The 15,870-nt window shown below is 63.3% G+C and carries 13 protein-coding genes; 3 read left to right on the top strand and 10 right to left on the bottom strand.

All coding sequences use genetic code 11. From position 1 onward, the window contains the following. The first annotated feature begins 38 nt into the window (after positions 1 to 38). Both J2X44_RS04695 and J2X44_RS04690 read left to right on the top strand, forming a co-directional pair. On the top strand, positions 39 to 998 hold the full coding sequence (locus J2X44_RS04695; RefSeq protein WP_310088233.1) for a triacylglycerol lipase: 960 nt from the start codon (positions 39 to 41) through the stop codon (positions 996 to 998). Then, complete coding sequence (locus tag J2X44_RS04690; protein ID WP_310088232.1) at positions 995 to 2,014, top strand: lipase secretion chaperone; 1,020 nt, start codon at positions 995 to 997, stop codon at positions 2,012 to 2,014. The genes J2X44_RS04695 and J2X44_RS04690 overlap by 4 nt, the downstream gene beginning before the upstream one ends. A 12-nt stretch (positions 2,015 to 2,026) precedes the next feature. On the opposite strand, the gene J2X44_RS04685 is transcribed toward J2X44_RS04690, so the two are convergent. The 10 genes from J2X44_RS04685 to J2X44_RS04640 form a co-directional block, all read right to left on the bottom strand. After that, complete coding sequence (locus tag J2X44_RS04685) at positions 2,027 to 3,694, bottom strand: acyl-CoA dehydrogenase family protein (RefSeq protein ID WP_310088230.1); 1,668 nt, start codon at positions 3,692 to 3,694, stop codon at positions 2,027 to 2,029. Continuing rightward, positions 3,691 to 5,550, bottom strand: a complete 1,860-nt coding sequence (locus J2X44_RS04680) for an AMP-binding protein (protein ID WP_310088229.1) — start codon at positions 5,548 to 5,550, stop codon at positions 3,691 to 3,693. The genes J2X44_RS04685 and J2X44_RS04680 overlap by 4 nt, the downstream gene beginning before the upstream one ends. Positions 5,551 to 5,596: 46 nt before the next feature. Continuing rightward, entirely contained in the window at positions 5,597 to 6,412 is an 816-nt protein-coding gene (locus J2X44_RS04675; protein WP_310088227.1) for an SDR family oxidoreductase, read from the bottom strand. A gap of 110 nt (positions 6,413 to 6,522) precedes the next feature. Next, a complete protein-coding gene (locus tag J2X44_RS04670) occupies positions 6,523 to 7,275 on the bottom strand; it encodes a tyrosine-protein phosphatase (protein ID WP_310088225.1) in 753 nt (250 codons plus the stop codon). Between the two features lie 47 nt (positions 7,276 to 7,322). Continuing rightward, entirely contained in the window at positions 7,323 to 8,423 is a 1,101-nt protein-coding gene (locus tag J2X44_RS04665) for an NAD(P)-dependent alcohol dehydrogenase (protein WP_310088223.1), read from the bottom strand. A 19-nt stretch (positions 8,424 to 8,442) separates the two neighbouring features. Beyond that, complete coding sequence (locus J2X44_RS04660) at positions 8,443 to 9,411, bottom strand: hypothetical protein (protein ID WP_310088222.1); 969 nt, start codon at positions 9,409 to 9,411, stop codon at positions 8,443 to 8,445. Beyond that, positions 9,408 to 9,887, bottom strand: a complete 480-nt coding sequence (locus tag J2X44_RS04655; RefSeq protein WP_310088220.1) for a hypothetical protein — start codon at positions 9,885 to 9,887, stop codon at positions 9,408 to 9,410. Before J2X44_RS04655 ends, J2X44_RS04660 begins: the two co-directional genes overlap by 4 nt. Continuing rightward, positions 9,884 to 11,044, bottom strand: a complete 1,161-nt coding sequence (locus J2X44_RS04650; protein WP_310088218.1) for a phosphotransferase family protein — start codon at positions 11,042 to 11,044, stop codon at positions 9,884 to 9,886. The genes J2X44_RS04655 and J2X44_RS04650 overlap by 4 nt, the downstream gene beginning before the upstream one ends. Next, a complete protein-coding gene (locus J2X44_RS04645; protein WP_310088216.1) occupies positions 11,025 to 11,969 on the bottom strand; it encodes a hypothetical protein in 945 nt (314 codons plus the stop codon). The genes J2X44_RS04650 and J2X44_RS04645 overlap by 20 nt, the downstream gene beginning before the upstream one ends. Positions 11,970 to 12,061: 92 nt before the next feature. Beyond that, positions 12,062 to 14,671: a TonB-dependent receptor domain-containing protein gene (locus J2X44_RS04640; protein ID WP_310088215.1), complete on the bottom strand. Its 2,610-nt coding sequence runs from the start codon at positions 14,669 to 14,671 to the stop codon at positions 12,062 to 12,064. Between the two features lie 45 nt (positions 14,672 to 14,716). On the opposite strand from J2X44_RS04640, the gene J2X44_RS04635 reads away from it, so the two are divergent. Next, entirely contained in the window at positions 14,717 to 15,856 is a 1,140-nt protein-coding gene (locus J2X44_RS04635; RefSeq protein WP_310088214.1) for a 2Fe-2S iron-sulfur cluster binding domain-containing protein, read from the top strand. The last annotated feature ends 14 nt before the right edge of the window (positions 15,857 to 15,870 follow it).

Genomic DNA, 15,870 nt, shown 5'->3' with positions numbered 1-15,870 from the left:
AACATCAACCGACAAGAATCATGATTGGGAGATGGACGATGAAGAAAATCTACATGCCGGTCGTCAAGGCAGCACTGCTGGTTGCCGCGCTGCTAGCCGCGCAGCCAGCAGCGGCACAGTTCTGCTGGTTGAATTGCGATTTCACGCGGACGAAGAACCCCGTCGTCCTGCAACATGGCCTCGCCGGATTCAACGAGCTCGGCGGTGTGCTTCCTTATTGGAACGGCATCCCCGAATCGCTCCGCTCGGGCGGCGCGGAAGTCTTTGTGACCCAGGTCAGTCCGTTCAATTCGTCGGTCGTGCGCGGCGAATCGCTCATCGTGCAGCTCGACGAGATCCGCGCGATCAAAGGCAAACCGGCACTCAAATTCAACCTGATCGGACACAGCCAGGGCGGTCTCGATATCCGGTATGTCGCCGCGGTCCGCCCCGACCTCGTGGCCTCGCTGACGACGGTCGGATCGCCGCACAAGGGTTCGGACCTCATCACGTTTGACATCAACGGCCAACTCGTCCCGACGCCAGCCGCCAACGCATTCAGCAATTTCGTCAGCATGGTCTGGGCCTCGCTCGGCGGCAGCCCTGATCCGGTCAGCATCACCGCGGTGCTCAAGAATTTCTCGCCTGCGGGCATAGCGGCTTTTAACGCGAGCTTTCCGGCCGGCATGCCGACGACCTCTTGCGGCCAGGGCGCGGCGGTCACCCAGACATCGGCGGGACCGATCCGCAATTACAGCTGGTCGGGCACCGCGCCCTTTACCAACGTCTATGACCCCGGCGATCCGGCGCTGGTGGCGCTCAGCCTGTTCTACGACGAACCCAACGACGGTCTTGTCGAGGCCTGCGCCAGCCATTTCGGAACCGTCATCCGCGACGATTACCGGATGAACCATCTCGACGAGGTGAACAATCTGTTCGGGCTGACATCGGTGCTCGAGGTCGATCCGCGCACCCTATACCGGAACCATGCGAATCGGTTGAAGACAGCGGGCCTGTGATCGCGAGCGCCCGAGCGCAACAGGCGCTCATCATCGGGGCGGGCGGCGCGCTGCTTCTCGTGGCAGGCACAGCCTGGCGCATGGTCCCGGGAAGCGGCACCAGCGACGGCGAGCGCGGTTCGATCGTCACGCTCGCCGAAACCGGCGTGGCCGCCACCGCGCGGCCGCGTATCGCCATCCCGGCGGCCGCGCATGCACCGCTGCCGGCATCGCTTGCCGGAACCGCTGTCGACGGCGGGTTCACGATCGACGGCGCCGGACATTTTGTGCCCGACAGCAATGCCCGCCGTGTTTTCGACTATTTCTTCAGCGCGGGCGGCGAGGAGAGCCAGGAGGTGCTCCGTGGACGAATCCTTCTCCACGCCGTGAACAGCGGACTTACCGATCGTGCCATCGCCGAGATCGCCGCGGTCCTTGACCGCTATATCGCTTATCAGGCGGCGGCGCGCGCATCGCTTGCCTCGGAAAAGCCCGGGTCGGGGGATCTTGGCGCACGGGTTGCCGAAATGCGCGCCTTGCAACGAGCGGTCCTTGGACCCGCACTCGCGAAGGCCTTTTATGGCGACGACGACGCGCTCGCCGACGTCGATATGCAGCGCCTGGCGATCCTTCGCAATGCAGCGATGACACCGGACGAGCGGCGGCGCGCGCTCGTCGCGATCGATGCACAGCTGCCGCCCGAGCTTCTCGATGCCCGAAAACGCGCCACGGCGCCGACCGCGTTGCACCTCAGAGTCGAGGCACTGCGCGCAGCAGGCGGATCGACCGCTGATATCGCGGCGCTGCGCCGGTCAGAATATGGCGCCGAAGCAGCAGAGCGCCTCGCCATGCTTGATACTGTGCGCGCGAAATGGGACCAGCGTCTCAAGGCTTATCGCAGCGACCTGCAAAGAATCGCGGCCCGTAGCGAACCCAATAGCGAGGCGTACCGGCGGGCACGCGACGCGCTGCGCGAGCGCCATTTCTCCGGCGCGGACCTGGCAAGGGTGCGCGCGCTTGATGCCGAAGCGCACTGAGCGCGGACAGGTTCAACCGACGTCGAAACTCCGCTCAAGGATCGCGGCCTGGTCGGTACCCGCGGGCAAGGTGCCAAAGGCCGCGCCTCCCGCTCCGCCTAGCCGTGTCGCGCAGAAGGCGTCGGCCACAGCGTGCGGTGCGTGACGGATAAGAACAGCAGCCTGAAGCGCAAGCGCCATGCGCTCGGCAAGATAGCGCGCGCTTTCGTCTGCAAGCGGTTCGCCGCGGATCAACTGGTCAAGCTCGGCGATCGCAGCATCCATGCGCCGGTCGCCGCCGCGCGCGGTTTCGAGCTCGGCAAAGAAAAGATCGGCCGCAGCCGGTTCCTTACGCAGCGCGCGCTGGACGTCGAGGCTGATGACATTGCCCGCCCCTTCCCAGATGCCGTTGAGCGGCGCCTCCCGATAATAGCGGGGGATCACCGATTCCTCGATATAACCAGCGCCGCCGTGCACCTCCATCGCTTCATGGATGAAGGGGACGACGCGCTTGTTCAGCCAATACTTGGAGAGCGCGACCGCGAGGCGCCCGAAGACGCGCTCGCCCTCGTCGGTGCGCGAGGCGTCGAAGGCGCGCGCAATGCGGAACACCATCGCGGTCGCCGCCTCGCTCTCGATCGTGAGATCGGCAAGCACGTTGCGCATCAATGGCTGGTCGATGAGACGACGCTGAAAGGCAGTGCGGTTTCGCGCATGATGCGTCGCATGGGCGAGGCCGAGCCGCATGATTCCGGCGGGTACGAGCGATACGTCGAAGCGGGTATGGAGCATGAATTCCATCACCACCGGGATGCCGCGGCCTTCCTCGCCGACAAGCCAGCCATGGGTGCCCTCGAACTCGAGCTCGGTCGAGGCGTTCGACTTGTTCCCGAGCTTGTCCTTCAGCCGCTCGAGCGAAATCGGATTGCGCGTCCCGTCGGGAAGCCAGCGCGGCACGAGGAAACAGCCCGGACCCTTTTCAGTCTGCGCGATGACAAAGATGATGTCGGCGCCCGCCGCCGAGCAGAACCATTTGTGCCCGGTGAGGATATATTCGCGGCCGGGGCCAGCCTGCCCCGCCGGTTTCGCCTCGGTCATGTTGCGGCGAATATCGGAGCCGCCCTGTTTCTCGGTCGCGGTAAAGGCGATCGAGATGCCGTTCTTCTCGTCATGCGGGATCGGGCGCGGGTCATAGTCTTTTGAGACCATGAGCGGCTCCCACTGTTCGGCGAGGTCGGGCTGCTGCCACATCATCGGCACGACGCCGTAGGTGATCGCGGTCGGACAGAGCACGCCGCATTCAAGCTGCGCGAAGAGCATAGAGGCCGCTCCGCGCGCCACATGCCCGCCTTGGTTCTTCGTTCGCCAGGGAAGCGCGTGAACCTCATGCTCATAGGCAAGGCCCATGAGGTCGTGCCAGGCGGGGTGGAACTCGACGGTGTCGACGCGCTGGCCAAAACGGTCGAAACGCTTGAGTTCGGGGGTATTGCGATTTGCGGAGACCGCCTTGTGCACCCATTCGGGATCGAAGACCTTGGCGCCTAGCGCCGCGAGGTCGTCCGCCGCCCAAGCGCCGCCTTCCCGCGCGACCGCTTCGCGAAGCGCCGGGTCGGCGAGAAAGGCGTTCGCGCCGTCGAGCGGCGGCGGTTGGTTCTCGACGCTGTGGGTGCGTAGCTGGGTGCGGGGGCTGCGAAAGGTCATGCAAAGGCTCCGGTCAAATCAACCCGCGTCGTGAAGGTGTAAGGGGCAAAAATCCGTTCGATCCGCGCGCGGTCGGCTTCATCTTTGGCGGTCACGACAAGAGTCAGCTTGCCGCCCTTTTCCTCGACCGCGACGGCACGTTCGGGGCATTCGGCCCGTCCCACTGCCTCAATCGCCATGATGCGCAGGTGCGGCTTGGAAACCTTGCCGACCGCGGTCATCGGCAGGGCATCCAGCGCGATGATGTCGACCGGAACGGCCGCGCGTTCCTGGATATTCGCTCGGGCGTGCGCGGCGAGCTCCTCTGCCGAGGCTTTGGCGCCGGGCTTGAGCTCGACATAGGCGATCGGCAGTTCGCCCTTCGAGGGACAGGGGCGTCCGACCGCAGCGGCGTGAAGCACCGCAGGATGCTGGGCCAGCACCTCGTCGATCAACGCGGAATCGATATTATGCCCGCCGCGGATGATGACATCCTTCTCGCGCCCGAAGATCCAGACATAATGGTCCTCGTCGACCATGCCGATGTCGCCGGTGGTCGCCCAGACGAGGCCATCGGGGCCATCCTCGACAAAGAAGGATGCGTCCCCGGCGGGATCAACATAGCCGGGAATGAGCGTCGGGCCGGTTGCGATAAGAACCCCGCGCTCTTCGGTACCCGCTTCGCGAACGAAGCGATTGCCGTCGAGGATCGCCGACATGACGCGGTGGAAGGGGACCACTCGCCCGCATGAGCCGAGGCGCGGTGCGACGTCGCCGTCATAGTGGAAGCTCAAAATGCCGTGGAACTCCGTGCCGCCCCAGACTTCCTTGAGCTGAATGCCGAAGCGCCGGTCGAATGCGCGCGCGACCTCGACGGGCAGCGGGCCGCCGCCGGTCGTGTAGCGCGTCAAGGTCGCCGGCCCCTCACCCTCGGCACTGGCCAGCGCTGCCGCGGTCGTCGGCGCGGTTACGATCGCCGTCATGCCTTGATCGCGAACTATGTCCCAGAAGCGACCCAACACCGCGGGGTTGCGAAAGCCGTCGGCCGTTAGCGTGATGATCGTCTGGCCATAGACGATCCCGCGCGTCCCCGACGCAATTGCGCCGCCGACGTGGAAGTTGGGCATGGCATGTCCGAAGACGACATCTTCTTCGGCGCCCATCGCCATGCCGCAGAGCCAGCCCTGCAAAAGCTGCCCCTGGTGGGTGTGGCGCACGAGCTTCGGACGGCCGGTGGTGCCGCCGGTATGAAGATAGGCGCATTCGGCGGCGGGATCGCTTTCGGGGGTGAACGCAAGTTCACTGCTCTCCCGTGCCAGCGCCGACTCAAAGCCACGCGGATCCCCCGCTCCTGCTCCGGCCAGCCAGACCTGCCGCACTCCCGGCGCACGCTCGAGCAACGCATCGAGGCGCTCCCACACGCCGCCACCCTGTTCCGGCGGCACGGTGACGAGAATATTCGCGCCCGCCGCATCAAGGATCGCGGCGACATGCTCGACATCGAGAAAAGGGTTGATCGGCACATAGCGTCCGGCGATTCCGCCGGCCCACATGGCAACGAAGGCTTGCGGCAAGAAGGGCATGATGACGGCCACGACCGGCCGTGCGCCGTCGCCGTATTTGCGAAAAAGATTGGCGGCGCGGAAAACCTGGTCACGGTATTCCGCGAAGCTGAGGCGGCTGGCGCTGGTCGTATCGGCATCGATCTGCACGATCGCGGACTTTGTCGGGAATCGCCGCGCTGCTTCGTCGATCGCGCCAGCGAGCGTCCAGCTCGGAAGGAGATCGCTCCATCCCTCCGCCTCGAGTTTCGCGACTGCGGCGCGCGATTCCAACGGTTGTCGCACAACCTGTTTTGCTTCGCTTGCGCTGCTCAAAAATCTTCTCCCAAAGTTCGAACTGCAATATAATCCGGTTTACCAATCACGCGGCGGAAATACCGCCGTTGACGCTGATCGCCTGTCCCGTGATGCGCGCGGCATCGGGGGAGCAGAGGAACGCGATCGTCGCGGCAACATCGTCCGCATTGGCGACGCCGAGCGCGGCGAGCTTCGCCGCCTTGCCAAACAGGCGCGCGCTGAACGGATCCTCCATCAAGCGATCGTAGATCGGAGTTCCGCTGATCAGCGACGGCGTCACGATGTTGACGCGGATACCGTCGCGCTTGACCTCCATCGCCATCGCTTTTGCGAACATTGTGATGGCCGCCATTGCCGCGCCGATGACGGTCTCGCCCGGTGTCGCCGATTTAGCGGCATCGGAGGCCACGACGACGATCGCGCCCGATCCGCGCGCGCGCATGCCGGGCAGCACGGCCCGGCTCATCACCATCGGCGGCGCCGCCTGTTCGACCAGGATCGAAGCGATTTCTTCCGGCGATATATCGCCCAGAAGGCGAGGCAGCACCGCTGCGGCGGTCGATACGACGAGCAGATCCACCGATCCAAACGCCGCTTCGACCGCAGCGACAAGGTCCGCCGCTGCGGCCGCATCATTCGCGTCGCAGGGAAAAAATCGCGCCTCGACAGTGGCCGACGACACGCTCGCCGCAGCCGCAACCCCGCGGTCGACCGAGCGGGCTGCGATCGCAATTTTCGTGACGCCTTGGGAGGCAAGGCGATGGGCAGTGGCGAGACCGACGCCCGACGAGCCACCGACGATCAGCGCCACGCGGTCGGCACTGTGCGTTCCCTCTGCCCCCAGCCGATCCGAAGCCCCTGGTCCGGCGTCGTCGCTCATCTCGATCCCAATCATGTTTGTTTTATGTAAACATGATTACTATATGTCACTTACGTAAACGTCAAGCCGCCGGAGCTGCTGTGAAATCCGGCTTCCAGCTCGCAAACGGCTCAGGCGAGGAGGCGCGTCCGCAGCGTCGCACGAGCACCGTCGTCGACCCCGATCTGGTCGAGATAGGCTGGGAGCGATCCCGCCATCGCGGCGATCGCGGCAAAGCTGCTCTCCAGATAGGCTGGCGACACACCCAAAATGGCATCGAGAATATCTTCGCGCGGGAGCATATTGCCATGCGCGGCGAAGCGTCGCTCGATTTCCGGGCGCAACGCCGCTTTGGCGGGAGGCGCGTTCGAGAGCATATAGTCCGCGAGAATATCGTCGTCGCGCGCGCCGAGGACGCGAAGCAGGAGCGCGGCGAGAAAGCCGGTGCGATCCTTGCCTGCCGAGCAATTGACGAGGACCGGCCCGTCGGCCTTTGCAAAGGCGAGGAGGGCGCGGGTGATCAGCGACTGATAGCGCGGATCTTCCGGGAGTCCGGCGTAGAAGGCACCATAGAGACGATGAACATCCTCGACGGTCTCCAGCGATGCTGAAAAAAATGCGTGGTGAGGAGCGTTGCCGACATCGCCATTCTCCATGTGGATCCGGACCGGACGGCTATGGTCGGGCCAGGGAAAAATCGCACTTCTGACTTCGTCGGGGAAGCGCAGATCGACGACGGCCGCGATATCGAGCGCTGCAATCGCGTCGAATGGCGTCGTGCCGAGCGGCGATGGCTGCCCGCAGCGGTACAGCGCGCCGGTTGCGACCCTCGCACCACCCTCCACCGTGACGCCGCCAAAATCCCGAAAATTGACGATCTGCATTCGATCATTACCCGCGACCGCATCGAGCGGTCGCCCTTTCCCGTCGGTCAGAAGATCAGAACAGGCTTGATAGCCGATCCGTCCTCCGATGCGTGCGCCGCTTGGTTAATCTCGGCAAAGGGAAATTTGCGGATCAGCCGTTCGAACGGGAATTTCCCGTCACGATTCCAAGCGATCATTCGCGGGATAAATGCCTGCGGATCGGCATCGCCCTCGGTGATATATTTGATGGTGGTCCCGCGCACGAGCATTGACATCATGTTGGCGGGTAGCATCGCTTCGGGCGGAGGGACCGCAACAAGCCCGACCGTGCCATGCGCGATCGTGGTCTCCACAGCAACGCCGATCACCGCCGGGATGCCCGTGGTATCGAGCGCATGATTGACACCGCCGCCCGACAGCTCCTTGACCGCCGCGAGGACATCATCGGTCGCGGCCGGGTCAATGACATGCGTCGCGCCAAGCTCGAGCGCCAGGTCGCGGCGCCCGGCGTTGGGTTCGATGATGATCACAGTTCCTGCGTCGACGGCGCGCGCGCCAAGCAGCGCCGAGAGGCCAACGGCGCCGCCGCCAAAAATGGCCAGCGACTGACCGGGCTGGATACCGAGCGAAATCACCGCCGCGCCCGCTCCGGTCATCACGCCGCATCCGAGCGGACCGAGAATATCGAGTGGCAGGTTCTTGTCGACCTTCACCGTGTTCCGGCGGTGCGCGATCGCATAGGTACCGAAAGAAGACTGCCCGAAGAAATTGCCATGGATCGTCGCGCCGTCCTGGCTGAGCGGGGACGTGCCGTCTTCAAGCCGCACCCCCGCGAAATTCTTACCCAGAAACTGGTGGCAATAGGCGGGCAGCCCTTCGTCGCAGGTCGGACAGGCGGCGCAGCTGTCGAAGCTGAGGACGACATGGTCACCGGGAACCAGGTCGGAGACCTCGGGTCCGACCGCCTCGACAATCCCCGAACCCTCGTGCCCGAGAACGATCGGCAGCGGAACCGGAAAGCCGTCGCGTGCGACGAGATCGGTGTGGCACATGCCGACGCCGACCATCTTGACGCGCACTTCGGCGCCCCGCGGTTCGGCGACCTCGATCTCCTCGATCGAAAAATCCTCTCCGACGGCGCGAACGATCGCTGCGGTGGCTTTCATGTCATGTCTCCGGAAAGGTTCAGTAGCGTTGGCGAAGGACGTCGCGGTGGCGCGTCAGATAGGCGCGGCTGAGCCCCAACTGCTGCACGCCAGTGCCGACGCGGCCGTTGTGCGCAGCGCGCAGCGAGGCCTGCAGATAGGTGTTCGAGGGATAGGGTGCCCAATAGCAGCCATTGACCGTCGAGTAGGTGAAGTCGAATGTTTTGCCGCGCGCGTCGGTGACGCTCACCGCACCGCCCATGGGCATCGCGCGGCGATATTCATTGCGGCCCTTCGCCTCGACCAGACCGGACAGGACGCCATCTTCGAGGATGTAACCGCTGATCAACGAACCGAATTCGTTGGTCTTTGCGATGTCGTGCTGGACAAACATGTGGCAGGTCAGCGCCTCGCCGAAGCTCACATGCCACCAGATCACCGCGCCATTGTCGCGCTCGGGACGCGGTCCCCAGCTCCGGTCGCCGGTCTCGACGCAATCGACCGCCATGCGGCGGCCGCGCACGCAAAGCTCGCCCGTTATGCGGTAAGTCATTTCATAATGGCCCGACCAGCTGCTGTCCCAGGCGGGCCCGTTGCGTTTCGCGGCCAGTGGATCGATCGCCGGGTCGTTGATGTCATAGGCGGTGTGCAGGGCGTGGTAGTCGAGCTTGAACCAGGTGTCGTCGATGCCCTGATATTCGACCCGATAGTGTTTGATGGGATCGACCGCGTGCACCGACAGTCCGTTCGGCAGCGTGAAGCCGCTGAGCTTCTCGGGACACGGCATGTGCTGCTGGTTGTCGACGTAGATCTGCTCTTCCCACAGATCGGTCAGGCGGTCGATGATTGTCACGTCCGCCATGCACACGCCGAGCATGGGCCGCGTCACCACATAGACGATCACGTTGATATTCTCTTCCGGCACGCAAAAGGGCAGCGCGATCGTCTCTACCCACTGCCAGTGCGAGTCCGGGCCATGGTGAAATTCGGCGTCTTCAGCCCGGATCATGCCGCTGCCTCCATCGTGTCGAAGCCGTAGGGCAGGAACCAGCGGCGGTCCTTTTCGACGCGAGCGCGTTCGTGGCGGAGGATGATCGCGGCGAGCCGCGCCTTCGATGTCCGGTCGCCGTCCACCGATACCGCCTGGACGAGCGCCTCGACCGCGCGATTGAGCGCGCTCAGCGCCGGGCGAACCTCGGAATCCGTTTTTGCGAGCACGGCCTTGAGCGCGCTGCACGCCGCCGCGGTTTGCGGGCCGCCGTCGATCGCACCCACCAGCTCTTCGCCGAGTGCGTGCGTGTCACCAAGCTCCTCCGCCTCGAACGCCGGAACGGCATCGAACTGCAGGCGCAGGATTTGCAGATGCCCGATGGCGAGTTGGACCTGCTCCTGCGCCAGCGACGCGTCGGCCGGCAAGTGCGGCAGGATGACTTCGGTCAGCGCGCGAATGATGCTGGCCAGGCGTTCGTCTGTCGTCGGTGTCATGCCCCGGCTCCTTTGCTCAACAAGCGGACGAGATCGTTCGCGAACATCGGCGCCGTCGCACCCAGGAACGTCAGCAGCACATCCTGATGATTATGCTGCGAGCGCGCGGCCGCGAGCCCGTTCGCCGCGACGATGACGTTGCATTTCCAGCTCGACATCACGTCGTAATAATGGAGCGTGTCGCGATTGACGGTGCGGCCCGAACGGCGCTCATATTCGGTGATGAATTCCTCGCGCTCGAACAAGTCGCTGGCGCGAAACGTCCCCGCCTCGTCGAAACTGCCGAATATCTCCATCAGCACCCAGCCGATATCCTCGTGATAGTCGCCGATGCGGGCCAGTTCCCAATCGAGCAGCGCGGTGATCGCGCCGCTCGCTTCGTCGAAGAGATAATTGCCGGTACGGTAGTCGCCGTGGAGCATCACGAGATCGGCGGTGTCGGGCATATTGTCGGCAAGCCACTGCGTGGCGAGCGACATGATCGGACGCGGCTCGCCTTCGTCCACCTCCCAGAGATCGCGCCAATAATTATAGGCCCAGCGCGCGGCTTGCTTCGGGTCGGCGTCGGGGACTTCGAAACCCGGCAGCGGGTTGGCCCGGAAATCGTAGCGATGAATCTCGACGAGGTAATCGAGAAACTGGTCCTTGATCTTGCCGCGCAGGTCCGGGCCGAGCCACGTGCCGAGTCCCGACACCTTGATGCCCGCGTCGCTTGGCTTGGTGACGCCCGAAACGACACGCGGGATTGCCGCCGCCTGCGGGAAATGCCGGGCGTCATTGTCGATCCACACCGGCTCGGGCACGGGCACCCTGCCCTGCATCGCATCGATGAGCACGAATTCGCGCGCCCGGTCCGTCTCGGTGATCGCCGAGCGCGGGTCCATGCGGAGGAGGAATTGCTCCTCGACGCCTTGGTCGGCGAGCGTGAAGAAGAATTGTTCCTTGGATGCGCCGCCGCCAACGCGGCGGACCCCCGAAACCTCCGCTCCGGGACGTTCCGTTGCAAAGAAGACCGAGAGGATCTCGACGATCTCTTCGGTCAGCGCCGCGCGATAGGGGGGCAGGCTCCGGTTGGCGCTCCGGCGATCGATGATATGCCGATGGACGGCCTCCATGTCGCTCTGCACGACGGGGCGCTCAATAAGGGCCGTTTGCACGGATATGCTCCAGATAATCGGTGGGCCAGCAACATTCCATCCAGCCAACGCCGGCCTTGCCGTCGATCAGCGAACGGCCGCCACTTTCGTTGAGGCTGCAATTGGGGACCGGTTTCAGCGTGTAAGTACCAAATACGTCGGTTTGGATGCTGGTCTCGCGCCCCGCCTCATCGACGATCAGGGCGGTGTAGCCGGTCTGCCAATATTGGCCGTCGTAGGTGACATCGACCTCGACGCTATCAACGCGCGACGCCTTGCCATCTTTAAAGACATAGCCGCGCACATGTTCCTTGCCGAGGGCATTGAAGCGCCAGAAATGCACCGCAATCTCGTCACCGACCTGGCCGACGAACCATTCATATTGCTGGAACGGGACCCAGTCGCGCGTGCCCCAGCTATGATCGCGGTGGCCGGTCGCGTCGAAGGCGATCACGCGCTCGCCGATCCTGAGCGTCCCCTTGACACGGCCCGCCTGTTCGATGCGGTCGGTGGCGCAATAGGCCGGGCAACCGCGCGGGTCGGAAGCGTAAGCATAAGGCGGGTGAAACGCATCGAATTCGAAATCGACCGTGGCCTCGGGCGTCTCCCACCGGACATGCGCCGACCCGAACTGAAGATCCTGCTGCATCGCAAAACCTTCGATTTTCCAGTCGTCGAAGCCCATGTCGGCTGCAACGGGCCGATCGGCGAGGCGCTGCTGGATCGGATCACCGCCGACACCGGGGCCAAAGACCGCGAGCGCGGCCCCGGCGACGCTGTCCTTCGACACCCAGGTGTAGGTGAAGAAAGCGATCTGATGCTCGGGCAGCACGACGATGTAGGGAATCGATTCGCGTGCCATCGCAACATCGGGCAAAACATGCCGCCCGTCATGAACGGCATCGACGTCCATATCAGGCTCGGCCCACACATTACTTTCAAACATCGCTCTCTCCATTTTTGTTATTGGCATGCGATCCGGAATTGCGCCGCGGCCCTGGCGGGAGGTTGCCAAGGCCGCGACACCCCCTTTTTTCGTTAGAAGCGGACCGTTGCCTCAACGCCATAGGTCCGCGGCAGCGCGCGGACGCGGTACCCATTGGCGAACAGATTCTCGAGGCTTATGCCAAAGGGGTAGTAAACCTTGTCGGTCAGATTCTTACCCCAGGCCGATATCGAATAGCGCCCCATCGTGTAGGTGACACGCGCATTGGCGACCCAATATTTCCCGCTGCCGCTACCGAATTTACCCGATGACACCACCGGAAGCGGCCCCCGACTATAGTCCTTGAAGCTGTCGAAGTAGAAGCGGCCGGTGTAATTCAGGTCGCCATGCAGCGTCAGTTTGTTCTTGCCGTCATCAATCACATTCCAATCCGCGGCAAAGGACGCCGATTGCTTGGCCGCATAAGGGAAGGGATTGCCGCCGACACTGACCGGTCCGGCCGACGACACCACACAGCTTCCGAGCTGAGCGGGAAAGCCGGGGATGGTGCTGGGATCGGCCGGGCATGCGCCGTCATCATAGCTTGAATCCAGCAACCCGAACGAAGCGCTTAACGTCAAGGCATCGACCGGCTGCAGAATCGCTTCGACTTCGAGACCCTTCAGCGTTCCGTCGAGCGAGATGAGGTTCGCTGTCGCGCTCGCGTCGACAACCTGACCCTGCTGACCCTTATATTTGTAATAGAAAGCCGCAATATTCAGCTGCGCCCGATTATCCCAGAACCGGGACTTGAGCCCGCCCTCGAACGCATCGACTTGCTCTGGCTTGACGAAGTACACCTGGTTCGCGCTGCCATAGGCCAGTCCGTTGAACGTACCCGAACGATAACCGCGGCTGTAGCTGGCGTAAACGAGGATGTCGTCGGCAGGTTTCCAGTCGACAATGGCGCGTCCGGTAACACGTCCCGACGAACCGCGATTGGAGAGACCGCCCGGAAGCGGTATTCCCAATCCCTGGAACGAGGGGATCACGACATTGCCGGCCTCGTCCCGAACATCCTGGAGGAAATAGGGTGAGAATGCGCCGCCCTGCATGAAATTTGACACCGTGATCAGGCGCGCAGTTCCCGTATCGTCAAAATAGGTGGTGACGCCGTCGCGGAAGCTGTTCTTGTCCTTCGTATAGCGAAGGCCGGCGGTAAACTTCAGCGTCGGCGTAATTTCATAACTCGCTTCGCCATAGGCGGCGTAGGACGTCCGCTTCTGCTGGAAATGCTGGGTTGCGCGAATACCGGTGGGCAACGACCCCGCTGAGAGACCGGCACCGTTGAAGGCGCCGCCGGGATTGAAATAGCTCCCCGGCAGACCGACGGCCGTCGTCACATCGCTGAGGAAATTGAAAAAGTCGGGGGTGTTGTCCGCCGTGACCTTGTCGGAGCCGTAAAACGCGCCAACGATGGCCCTGAATGGTCCGCCGTCGATATCAAGGCGAATGTCCTGATTAAAGGCACTGAATTTGGAACGATAGCCGAGCGCACAAAGGCGAAGCGGGGTTGAATCGCAGTCGGTCTGAGTCTGGTCATAGAGGCCATCGTCGAAGCCGGATATCGAGATGAGTTTGATGCTGTCGCTCAACTCGATCCGCGCGTCGAACACGGCACCGCGGGCCCGGGTGGTCGCGACCCCGATCGTGTCGAGTTCGACCTCGTTAAGACCGAGCCCGCGACCCGACTGGCTATAGCTAGACGGGACGAGACCCGCCGGAGCAAGCGCCGCGAACAGGCCGCCGAGCAGGAAATTGGGGTTTGTATAATCGATCAAGTCGCTGGTCCGCGACGACCCAGTGGGGAGCGGCGTTTCGACACCACCCTCCGCTTCGGCCGCATAAACCTTGAGCTTCAGATCGATCGCATCCGTCGGCCGGAAACGCATCGTCAGCCGAAGGCCGTAGCTTTTCGTACCGCCGGGATCGCGGCCGGTCGCGACGTTAAGGCCAGACGCCCCTCCGGCGGCCGCGGTGTTCAGTCCCTTGGGGAGCCGGTTGCGCAAATAGGGATCGGCATCGACATAGGTCGCCGCCAGGCGGATGCCGAAAACATCGTCGACGGGCGTGACCTCGATAGCGCCTTCCAGATTAAGCCGATTGAAGTTGCCATAGCCCGCGGTGAAATATCCGTTCTGACCGTCGAGTTCGGGCGACCGCGTGATGAAATTGATCGCGCCGCCCGTGGTGTTGCGGCCATAGAGCGTTCCCTGCGGTCCGCGCACGACCTCGATCTGGTTGAGATCGTAGAGCTGCTGGCCATGACTCGACCGGAACGCCTGATAGACTTCATCGACATAAACGCCGACGGGCGAGGCCGCATTGGCATTGAATTCCGTGCCGACGCCCACACCGCGCACCGAAAAGTTCGGCTGCTGCTGGCCATAGGGCGACGAAACCTGGAAATTGGGCATAGTATTGTTGAGATCGCTGGTCTCGAACACACCTTTTGCTTGCAGCGATTCGGACGAGATCGCCGAAACGGCGACTGGCACGTCCTGCAGATTCTCCGACCGTTTGGTCGCGGTGACGATAATGTCGCTGAGACCGACCTGGTCCTGCGCGCCGGTTTCGTCCGTCGGCGCATCCTGCGCAAAGGCGGGCGACGACAGACTTGCGATCGCAACGGCGAGTAAGCTCGCGGAAATAGATGTCTTCATTAGCGCTCTCCCAGTTGCACTCGGACGGGGAGACCCGGTGCGATCATGCCCGCAATTTATTGCGTGACCTTGATACGCAAAATAATCTGTGCCACAAACATGTCAACCACTTTACGAGTTTTTCGAGAGAGATGCCAAATGTCGCTATTATCCAGGCTTTTTGGGAAAGCACCCGATCGCTCGGTGCAAATTGAGACGTCAGGTGACCAGTTCACCGTCTCTCCCGGTACCACGATTCTCGAACGTGCGCTCGCCGAGGGAATCGCCTATCCGCACGACTGCACCGTCGGAACTTGCGGCTCGTGTCGCACGCGTCTGATATCGGGCAGAGTGGAGGCCATAACCCCGTTCGGCTATACGCTGAGCCGCGAGGAGCTGGAGGCGGGCTATATCCTGGCGTGCCAGGCGCTTCCCAAATCCGATCTCGTGCTTGATGTCGAGATCGGCGCGAGCGGAGATCAGGACGCGCTGCGCCAGGCGGCAAGCTTCGTTGCCGCGAACGACCTGACCCACGACATCAAGCGTGTAACGCTCCGAGTTGATAAACCGGTAAACTATAAAGCCGGGCAATATGCCAATGTGCATTGGGGCGACGGATCAATTCACCGCTCCTACAGCTTCGCAGGTGCGCCCGAAGCCGGCGGGACGACCGAGCCCCATTTCTTCATCCGCCACGTTCCCGGCGGCCAGTTCACCGACCGCCTCTTTGGCGGCTCGCTCGCGGGCGAGGCGCTTGAGCTCGACGGACCGCACGGCAATTTCTGGCTTCGCGAAGGCAAGGGGCCGATCATCTGCATCGCGGGCGGCTCGGGCCTCGCGCCCTTGCTCAGCCTGTTGCAGGACGCCGCCAACCGCCGCGTCCGCCGCGATTGCGTCCTGCTTTTCGGCGGGCGCGGGACACGCGACCTCTATGCAGCCGAGCAGATCGCTGCGATCCGCACCGCTTGGACCGCCAGCTTCGATTTTTGGCCGATCCTCTCCGAGGAAGAAAATCCGCAATATCGCCACGGGTTCGTGACCGCCTATGTGGCGCAGGCGATCGAGCGTCTCGGGCCGGGCGCCCATGGCTATATGTGCGGCCCGCCGCCGATGATCGACGCGGGGATCGCCGCGCTCACCAACGCCGGCATCGGCCTTTCCGATATCCACTACGACAAATTTACAGACGCCAGCACCGGCGCGTAATTTACGGGAGAATG

It is taken from the genome of Sphingopyxis sp. BE259 (genome assembly GCF_031457495.1).
Classification (GTDB): Bacteria; Pseudomonadota; Alphaproteobacteria; order Sphingomonadales; family Sphingomonadaceae; genus Sphingopyxis.
The sequence above is the reverse complement of the archived record's forward strand: the minus strand, read 5'-3'. Positions and strand labels throughout refer to the sequence as shown.